The sequence below is a fragment of the Methylobacterium pseudosasicola genome (genome assembly GCF_900114535.1).
GTDB classification, from domain to species: Bacteria; Pseudomonadota; Alphaproteobacteria; order Rhizobiales; family Beijerinckiaceae; genus Methylobacterium; species Methylobacterium pseudosasicola.
On record NZ_FOTK01000086.1, the window covers coordinates 1 to 9,230 of the forward strand.

Genomic DNA, 9,230 nt, shown 5'->3' on the forward strand with positions numbered 1-9,230 from the left:
GCCCTGAGATGATCTCAAAGGCGCTGCGCAAGTGGGTCGCCAAGACGGGGCCACAGATCCAGTACATCGCGCCAGGATCGCCGTGGGAGAACGGGTACTGTGAGAGCTTCAACGGCAAACTTCGGGACGAGTGCCTACGCCAGGAGATCTTCTACTCGCTGAAGGAGGCGCAGATCGTCATCGGTCTATGGCAAACCACGTACAACTGCATCCGACCGCATTCGTCGCTGGGCTATCGGCCGCCCGCGCCCGTCAGCTACCCGGATCTGGCATTCCGGCTACCCATGGCCGCTACCATGCAGTAACCTCGCAACTGGCTCGGTCCAAAATACCGGTCAGGTCACTCGTCCACCGACAAACGTCCCATGCATCGAAAACGTCGACCGGCCGCGCTCCGCTGCTTCACCAGTCAGCGGGCTTTCCGGTCCGGCCGACAGGCAGATGTGGGCCGAAGGTGAGCGCGGCGGGCCGCGCCGGCGTCGGCAACGTGCTCTCCATCCAGGCGCGGAGATCCTCCCGTAGCGTCGCTTCTTCGATCCCCGCTTCGGGGACGATGAACGCTTTCAGGCGTCGCCCCTCCTCGGGGCGCATGAGGCGCGCGGCAGCGCTTCGGACGCCCGGATGCTCGCCCAACTGCGCCGCGACCTGATTGGGGTACACGTTCACGCCGCCGACCTGCACGGCGCCGTCGCGTCGACCGAGCAGCTGAAACCGATCGTCATCCTGCGTTCGTAGGTCGTCCGGCAATGGATAACGTCGGCCGGATCGGTGAACGACCATCGGTGCGACATCCGAGTCCCGCTCGGCGAAGCGCCAATGCGACATCAGCCGGTACGACGGCTCCGGCCACCGACGCACCGCGACTCCGGCCGTCTCGGAAGTCCCGTACACCTCGGTCATCCCGGCCAGGCCACGGTCATGAAGCGCAGCGATCAGACCCTGGGGACAAGGGGCTGTCGAGACGACGCCCTCGACGTCCATCGGCCAAACCGCCAGCGATCGCTCCAACCACTGCCAGCGTTCCGGGAAGGTGACGACGAGATCGCCCGGGGCGAGGCTGCGTGCCAAGTCCCCGGGGCTCAGGTAAGTCGCATCGAGGTGCTCGACGGCGAGTGCGTCCGGCAGGAGCGCGGAGAACAGGAAGCCATAGGCATGATGCGCCGGAATCAGGGAGACGATCCGCTGCCTGTCGCGAAACAAGTCGCTTAGGAATTCAGCCTCGGTATGAAGGTGGCCCGCGTCATGGGTGCATCGCTTCGGTCGACCAGTCGCCCCTGACGTGGAGAAGGTCATCGATGTAATTCCGGACCGCCATGCTTCCTCGATGTGTTCGATCCAGGCTCCGAACGTAGGATTCGTCAGAAGATCGCCCTCGCTACCCAGCTCATGGAGGTTGAACATCTCGTTGGCCGCGGAGGCTAACCACAGCTTCTCCAGGGAGTCGCAGCCCAGGCCCGTCCCCGATCCATGATCAAGGCGCATGCTCTCGGGCCAGGTGCACGATAGGTGACCGGGGAGGCGCGCAACGGGGCTACCCCGGCCACGTGCGGCGAGAAGTTCGGAGGCAAGCAGGCTTTGCAGGACCGTCGCGAGCGCGCGCCTTGACAACATCGGAGGGTACCCGGCGATCAGGCCGCTGCCCGGCCCGCATCCGACAGTGCGACCCGGTCGCGACCGTCCCGTTTGGCTCGGTATAGCGCTCCGTCGGCGGCCGCAAGCAAGCCGGCGACCGTGGCATCCGGGTGGCCATCGAGCGCGCTGCAACCGAAGCTTCCGGTGATGCGCAGCCGGGTCCCCCCAGCGTCGACCGGCTCGCGAGCGAGCGACAGGCGCAGACGTTCGGCCACGGCCGCAGCCTCCGTAAGGGTTGCGCCCGGCACGAAGGCTACGAACTCCTCGCCGCCGATGCGCGCGAAAACGTCCTCCGGCCGCAGCTCGGCCTCGCACCGGCGGGCCGCCTCTCGGAGCACCGCATCGCCGGCCGCGTGCCCGTGCCCGTCGTTCACGCGTTTGAAATGGTCGATGTCGAGGACGATCAAGGCCAGAGAGCCTCCGTTCCCACGTGATCGCGTGAGTTCCCGTTCCGCTACCTCGAAGAAGTGGGCACGGTTGCTGGCGCCGGTCAGGTGGTCCCGTGTCAGCATCCTTCGCAAGTCCGCCGTATCCCGACCCTGGCGCTTCACGGCCCGAAGCACCAGGGTGTAGCCCGACACCGCGTCGCCCACGTGCGCGCGCGCAGCGACGAGCCGCTGGCACCAGTAGCGACCTCCATCGGCGCGTGCGTGCCAACCCTCGTGCAGATGCCAGCCATCCCGACGCGCCGCGGCGATCGCCTCGCCGTAGGGTGGCGTTGCCGTAGCGCGGTCCGGACGATCGAACGACTCGAACGGGTGGCCGAGGAGGTCGCGCTCCGCGAAACCCGTCTGCCGTACCGCGGAGGGCGTGACGGCGTCGATGCGTCCGTCGGCATCGAGCGAGAGTACCGCGACGTTGTCGACCCCGTCGAGCAGCGAGGCGAACCATGTCTCGGCTTGCTTGAGCCGGCGCTCGCGTGCGACCTGTTCAGTCACGTCCGAAAGCGTCGCGACGTGCCGGTCATGGGTCAGCCTCACGATGCTGCAGGCCAAGACCGTCGGGCGTTCTCCTGGACCCGTGACGATGCGATGACCGTCGCAGATCGCTCCGTGGGCCGCCCCGAAGTTGCAGACCATATTGCGCAGCTCGGGCGCGCAGCCGTCCATGACATCGAAGAGGTTGGTTACGAACGTCCGGCCTGCGATCGGCAACAGCAAGCCCATCGCGGCCGGATTGACCATGCCGATGGCACCCGTGGACGTGAATTCGATCAGCCCGGCGGGGCAGGAGTACAGGAACTGTAGGAGGCCGGCGTTCTCGGCTTCGAGGTCTGTCGGCAAGCGAGGCCTCCTCAGCGCTGGATCAGGATGAAGCGGCGATCCACCTTGGGCGCCTTCATCAGGCGCAGGCGGACGGGCGTCGGTCGCATGCGCAGGGTCAGTACGTAGTCGATGACCGCATCGATCTCCGGCTCGTCCTCGAACCGCTGGGCCACCATGAAGTTGTTCATGCACTGTGCCGTGGACGAGAAGTAGTGCGTGCCGATGACGCCGTCGCGCGACAGGCCGGCCAGACGCTCCTCCGTCGCGTTGTAGATCTCGACGATGCCTTCAGGCGAGAGGCCGACGACACCGTAAGGAAGCGCATCGAGCCGTTCCCATTCGAGGCTCTCAAGTTCGTCGATCGAGATCCCCTCGAACGTGTGCATGGTGGTTCCTCGGAGTTCGGTCGCGGGATGTTCAGGCAGCGCGGGTGGCCTGTATGGTGGAGGCGGTCGCCGGCGCATCGCGCGAGGCGCTACGAGCCTTTGCCGGCAACCAGATCTCAGGTAGGCGCGCTGTCGTGGGTTTCGCGAAAAGATATCCTTGGAATAGGTCGATCCCGAGCGAGCGAAGGCTCGCCAGTTCGGCTTCCGTTTCGACCCCCTCGGCGATCACCGCGATGTTCAGCCGTTCAGCTATCACGACCACCCCTGCGACGATCGTCTGTCGCTGTGGCGAGTCGGCGATACCGCGGATCAGCTCCATGTCGAGTTTGATGAAGTCGGGCTGAAAGTTTGCCAGCAAGTTCAGACCCGCGTATCCCGCGCCGAAATCGTCGAGCGCCGTCGCGAAGCCCTGCTTGCGGTACTCGGCAATAATTCGCCGGACGTGAGCCACGTCCGTCATGCGCTCGTTCTCGGTAAACTCGAACATGATCTGGCGGTGTGCGAAGCCAACACGCTGCGCCGCGTCGAGGGTCGCCCGGATGCATGCGGCCGGCTCGTAGACCGCGTTCGGCATGAAGTTGATCGACAACCGCGTCTCGGCGTCCGGGAAGAGCGAGCTGGCAAGTTCGATCGCTTTCACCCGGCAGGCTTGATCGAACCTGTAACGGTTGTTCTCGTCGACCATGGCGAGAATCTGACCCGCACCTTGGCCGTCCGTACCCCTGACCAGCGCCTCATAACCCCAGACTTTACCCCGGCCGACATCAAGGATTGGATGGAACGCCATCGTGAAGTCGAACGGCAGGGAACTCCCACCCTGACAACCTTGGCAACCGCGCCTCATTCGTCGACTTCCATTCCTCGTCGCCCGTATGATGGTCTTAGGACAAAATGGTTTCCATCTGGTGAGACCGCGAAGGTTTGCTTTTCGCCTTGTCCAGCGCCGTCGGCCGAACTTTATGCATCATTCGGAGGGGAGCGCACCGACGATAGGGCGCGTCGACTACGCTTTACGACACCATCATCGCCGGCACAGTCCCGTTGCCTGTTCCTCGCCTGTGACCTGTCCCTGGCAGGCCGCCCGGTGATGGTCTTCGTGACGAGCGGGATCCGTCCTCGCCCTCTAAGCACGCCCCGTTGGGCCTCCGCGGCCTTTCGGCCACGACGATCAAGAGCCTCGATCGACGCGGTCCGCCGGCGGAGATCAGGCCCGGGCAGCCAGCGACGCCGGGGACTGAGCATCGGATGAACCAGCCCCGCCGCCCAGGCGGCCACTCTGCCGGCATCCAGTCCGCACGCGATCGGATCGACACCGCGCGCTGGCCCCATCGCCCGCCCGGCCCGGTCAGCGGAGTAGCCGCGAAGATGGCTCGCATGGAAGCCGCGCTGGCCGAACGCGCAGATGCGCCGGGAGTCGAGATCCAGAGGGGTCGAGGCCGTGGGCGGTGACTTCGGGCTTCGTCCGCCGACGCTGCCGACATTTGTGGCCTGCCGCGAGCCGATCACACAACCGAGGCCGCGCAGTTCTCGCATGAGCTGCTCGGCGAACCAGAGGTCGAGCCGTCTCGGTGCGATACGTCGCTCGCCGCGTCACGGCGCTGCATTCACGAAGGCGTAACGCCGTGCCGCCCCGGCGCGACACAGACTGGGGTGGACGGATCGCCTTGATCGACTTGCCGGCCGCGTGGAAAGGCGTGATCGCGGACGGGAGCCGCCGAGCCGGAGGGAATGGCAAGGGCACCCATGCGGGCATCGCCCCCGACCACCCACCGCTCAAGCCTTCGGCACGTTCGGCGAGAGGTGCCACCGATGCGGGGCTTGCTGGGCATGCGGGACGGCAGCCCGCGTCCTACGCGCGCAGCCCATCGAGCGATATGAGACCGCAGCTCAGCCTCGAAGGTCGCCGTGCGGTCGGGCTCAGGGGTTCAGCGACCCGGTCCGGTCCGTCGGATCGGCGACGCGGACCTCGTACGCGGTCGGCGGGTGCGGCAGGCCGTTAGGGCCGCCGGCGAAGGCCGGCGAGTCGGCGTCCCAGAAGCGACGCCGGGTGACCGGCTTCAGGTCCGGGGCGCCGTACACGAAGCGCTCGTCGTATCGGAGGTAGAGCCTGGAGAAGAAGTCGCGCAGGAGAATCCTGCTGTCCTCGGGCGGGAAGCCATCCAGGGGAATGCCCGCGCGGTCGCCGTGGGGTTCGACCAGGCTGAGGGCGACGCTCTCGTAGCGGCTGACGTCGTCGCGGATGCCGCGCCGATCCGTGAGCTCGCTTAGAGCATAGTGGAACCGGATGATCGCCTCGACCGGCGCGCCCCCGTGCCCGATGGCGATGTCGTTGGCGGCGAGCTAGCGTGGAGGCGATTGCTCCGCCGCCCCCCCTTCCTCCGCCACGATGGCGGCGCCGCGGTTGGCTCGGAACGCGAACAGGTACCCCGCGACCAGCGCCGGGTAGGTGATGTGGATGTTCGTGCAGTCGCCGACCGCCTCCTCAAGCCGGTTCGTCAGGTTGCGGAAGGCCTTGATGGCGCCCTTGCACGAGACGGCCAGGACCGGTCCGAGGCCGGGCTTCAGGACGGTGACGTCGATGTCCTTGGTTTTGAGGCCGCCGAGGATCGTCCGCTCGCCACCGCCGGCGGCGGCGGGGTCGTACGACAGCCGCAGCCCGCTCCGCCCGTCGACCCGGAACGGCGGCCGCGGCGTGACCTCGTCCGGCAGGAATCCGCCCTCGAGGACGAGCCGGCAGGCGACGTACTAGTGGATCGGCTTGATGTGACGCTGGCTCTGCGTCGCCTCCTCGGAGGTGGCGAAGACGCGGAAGGCGTCGCGCTCGTCCATCCAGCGGCAGACGGAAGGGGGGACGGCGCCGCGGTCAGGCGGCACGATGGCGCCACCTCCGCATCGTCGCCACGGCCTCCCGGCACGCGTCCTCGTCGCCGGCGCGAACTTGGCCCGGCCCGGGCAGGACCACCTGCGCGGCCTCGCGCGGCTCGAGCTTGAGCATGCCGCCCCCCAGGGGATGCCCCTCGATCTCGCAGCTCAGGTCGACGAACGGGGTGCCCCACGCGTCGAGGCGCCGCCCGGACGTCGGCTCGCGCAGGCGGACGCAGTGCACCGAGTTGGTGGCGGTGCACCGGGCGTCGTTGCGGACCAGGCTCGGGCGCTGTCCCGACATGTAGGAGAGCAGGTAGTCGGGGACCTGCACGTCCGGGACGGCGTGCCACGGCGAGCGCACGCGGCACTTGTAGGCCGTGCGCGCGCGTCGGCCGGCCTCGCCGTCGAGGTAGGCGACGACGGCCGGGGGCAACGCCTCGCCCTTCTGGAGGCGCAGCAGCAGCACCGGCTCGTCGGCCGCCCGCCACCGGGCGACCTGTCCCCGGGTGAGGACGGAGCCGCTCAGGACCCGACCGTTGCGGACGGTCGGGTACAGGAACGCCTCCGGGATTCCGAGCCGGTCGGCCTGGGACGGCCGCAGGTGGAAGAAATCGTTCGCCCCGGTCACGTAGCCGATGCCCACCGCGGCGACCTGGCCGAGGCGGCGCGCCTCGGCCGAGTCCGCCACGCGCCTGTAAGCCTCCCGCGCCGGCTCGGGCATGAGGTACGGGCGCAGGCGCTTGCGCCAGGTGCCGCGCCACGCGTCCACGCCGATGCGCTCGAACGTGACCGGCGGTGCGTCGGACGGGACGAACCGGTCGAGGGCGCTGAAGCGGATCTCCCGTGTGGAACCCCCGAATTCGTCGCAAAACAGCAGCCAGCAATCCTCGGACAGGTTCGGGAACAGCTTCTCCCGGATGGCGACGACGTGGACCGTTTCGAAGCGCGACACGGCGAAATCCAGGAACGGCGCCGCGTAAGGGGCATGCCCGACCTCCGCGGGGATCACGAACGCCATGCGGCCGCCGGGCCGGAGGAGTGCCGCCGTCGCCACCAGGAAGGGGGCCCACGACGAGGTCAGCCCCGAGAACCCGGCCCCGAGCCCGCGGCAGATGCGGAGCGCGCGTGCCCGCGTCTCGCCGGCGAAGCGCTGGTAGCGGATGAAGGGCGGATTGCCCGCCGCGCAGTCGAACCGTTCCGCGGTCCGCTCGGCCCAGGCGAAGAAATCGGCGACGTGGATCTCCCCCGAGGGCGCGCGCTCCCGCGCGATGCGCGCGCTCGCCGCGTCCTGCTCGACCCCGACGCTTCGGGGGTGGGCGGACACGAAGGCGCCGTCGCCGCATGAGGGATCGAGGAGCCTGTCGTTGCGCTCGCGGACGGCCCACCGCACCAACGTCGCGGCGACCGCGTCCGGCGTGAAATACGCACCGGACGCCTTGCGCGAGAGCGGGGCGTCGAGGTCGCCGAGGAGAAGGCCATCGGCCTCGGCGAGATCCTGGTCGAGCGACAGCGAATCCATGGGCCGATCGTAGCACAGGTCCGGCTCGGCCGAAGCGTGCCCACCTCGGCCTTCCAAACCCATTTCCTGCGTCGAGGCGAGGGCCGCCCCCGCGGTGCGGCGCCAGGGGAATGATCCTGGTGCGCCGGCCACCGTCACTGGGTCTTCCCTCCGCATCCGCGGGGATGCGCGTATCGCCGGGGGAGATGCGCCTTCGCCCATGCGAGGTGCCTGCGACCCGGATCCCATCCGCGCGGGGCGGGGCGCCTCGCCAGGGAGGAGACCCACCTTCCCGGGGCGGCCCCGAACTCCATGTCGGTTGCGGTGTGCGCATGAAGGCTTCGATCCGCGGTCCGCCCCGTCTTTCACGCCGGATCCAAGTCCGGCCAGGGTCGCAATGCGATCGCGCTACCGACGGGCTGGGCTTCACCGCAGCCGGCGCATGTCGCTTCGTCGTCGTGGGCCGGATACACCGATCGGCGTGAACGTGATGGGCCAAATTTGTGGCCCGGTGCCCGTGCGCGAAGTCCGCCATAAATGTATATTTACCGGCCCGCTCATTTAAAACTACATCGAAAACGTAGCTGTTTAGTTCAATGGTGGTGTCAGGCAGCTTTGCGCCATCAGCGGACATCAGGTAATTGCCCAGAAGCTGATATTGCCGAGGCGCCCATCATGGCAGCGCTGCGTGCGCGGGGTCTAGATCTGCGAGCGGGACGGAAGCGTGAATCTGCGTCAGCCAAGAATTGTTAGGCTCTTCATCGTGGCGGCCGCTCCCTCAGGCGCCAGCCGCCGCTCCGAAGGCCTGCTCCGCTTACGCCCATAAGTGATCGCGCCTTCACGAGAGACCTTCCCCACTTGCCGGACCCGACGGTCCGTCAGCATCCGCTTCCATCTCTACCAGCAGGCGTCGTCGGCTGCAGCTCGCTGAACGCATGCTTGCACGAGCCGTCTAGCCAGCCGATATCGAGCGCCCTGCCTGTCGTTGATCAATCCCGGAGCGGCCGCGCGTTCGATCCGGATGCGTGCGGTGACGTCCGATGGAAATCTGCGGCGATAGCTTGGATGAGATCCTGATCGATTTGTATAAATCCTTGTTGGGATCAGGCCGTCCAAACACCGGGTCCCGCGGCTCTACATACGAAGTCCTGGGGGCCGCGATCCGGCTTCGAAGACCTCGGGCGCGCCTCAGCCGCTCTGAGAACCGGGGCAAGCCTTTCAGTTCGCTCGCCGAATTTCTTTGGTATCTCTCCGGCTCGGGTGACCGGCCCCCTTGGGAGTGGTCCGCCCTGAAGTATGGCTTTTGAGCCGACAGAGGACGGAACCGATGGCCCAACGACCCAAGCCCGAGGAGATCGTGAGCAAGCTGCGTCAGGTCGACGTGCTGGTCTCACAAGGACAGAGCGTTGCCGCGTCGATCAGGGCGATCGGCGTGACCGAGGTGACGTACTATCGCTGGCGCAAGGAGTACGGCAGCCTGAAGTCGGATCAAGTGAAGCGGATGAAGGATCTTGAGACGGAGAACCAACGTCTCAGGAAAGCTATTGCCGACTTAACACTGGACAAGCTGATCTTGCAGGAGGC

At 67.3% G+C, this 9,230-nt stretch carries 9 protein-coding genes; 2 read left to right on the plus strand and 7 right to left on the minus strand.

Translation table 11 applies throughout. From position 1 onward, the window contains the following. Positions 1–305, plus strand: a 305-nt coding sequence (locus tag BM228_RS32370) for an integrase core domain-containing protein (RefSeq protein WP_139234327.1), incomplete at its 5' end; no start/stop codon positions are given. Positions 306–402: 97 nt separating this feature from the next. Here BM228_RS32370 and BM228_RS32375 read toward each other — a convergent pair. From BM228_RS32375 to BM228_RS32400, 7 genes are all read right to left on the minus strand, one after another. Continuing rightward, positions 403–1,482 (minus strand): AMP-binding enzyme, encoded by a 1,080-nt coding sequence (locus BM228_RS32375; RefSeq protein WP_167367898.1) that lies wholly within the window; start codon positions 1,480–1,482, stop codon positions 403–405. Positions 1,483–1,628: 146 nt separating this feature from the next. Beyond that, the gene (locus tag BM228_RS32380; RefSeq protein WP_092047330.1) at positions 1,629–2,915 is read right to left on the minus strand and encodes a sensor domain-containing diguanylate cyclase; all 1,287 of its coding nucleotides are present in this window, start codon (positions 2,913–2,915) and stop codon (positions 1,629–1,631) included. 11 nt (positions 2,916–2,926) lie between these two features. Then, a complete protein-coding gene (locus BM228_RS32385) occupies positions 2,927–3,283 on the minus strand; it encodes a phosphonate transporter (RefSeq protein ID WP_092047332.1) in 357 nt (118 codons plus the stop codon). Positions 3,284–3,314: 31 nt separating this feature from the next. Further along, positions 3,315–4,127 (minus strand): EAL domain-containing protein, encoded by an 813-nt coding sequence (locus BM228_RS32390; protein ID WP_092047334.1) that lies wholly within the window; start codon positions 4,125–4,127, stop codon positions 3,315–3,317. Positions 4,128–5,200: 1,073 nt separating this feature from the next. After that, positions 5,201–5,362 (minus strand): hypothetical protein, encoded by a 162-nt coding sequence (locus tag BM228_RS35725; RefSeq protein WP_244537428.1) that lies wholly within the window; start codon positions 5,360–5,362, stop codon positions 5,201–5,203. A gap of 666 nt (positions 5,363–6,028) precedes the next feature. Continuing rightward, positions 6,029–6,157: a hypothetical protein gene (locus BM228_RS35975; protein WP_280142374.1), complete on the minus strand. Its 129-nt coding sequence runs from the start codon at positions 6,155–6,157 to the stop codon at positions 6,029–6,031. Further along, entirely contained in the window at positions 6,147–7,667 is a 1,521-nt protein-coding gene (locus BM228_RS32400) for an N-6 DNA methylase (RefSeq protein WP_244537429.1), read from the minus strand. Before BM228_RS32400 ends, BM228_RS35975 begins: the two co-directional genes overlap by 11 nt. A gap of 1,306 nt (positions 7,668–8,973) precedes the next feature. Between BM228_RS32400 and BM228_RS32405 the strand changes: the two genes are divergently transcribed. After that, positions 8,974–9,230 (plus strand): transposase (locus BM228_RS32405; protein WP_139234328.1); only part of this gene is annotated, 257 nt, incomplete at its 3' end.

Coding starts and splice junctions, on each gene's coding strand:
- BM228_RS32375 (WP_167367898.1), bottom strand. CDS start 1,482: ATGCGCCTTGATCATGGATCGGGGACGGGCCTGGGCTGCGACTCCCTG.
- BM228_RS32385 (WP_092047332.1), bottom strand. CDS start 3,283: ATGCACACGTTCGAGGGGATCTCGATCGACGAACTTGAGAGCCTCGAA.
- BM228_RS32390 (WP_092047334.1), bottom strand. CDS start 4,127: ATGAGGCGCGGTTGCCAAGGTTGTCAGGGTGGGAGTTCCCTGCCGTTC.
- BM228_RS32400 (WP_244537429.1), bottom strand. CDS start 7,667: ATGGATTCGCTGTCGCTCGACCAGGATCTCGCCGAGGCCGATGGCCTT.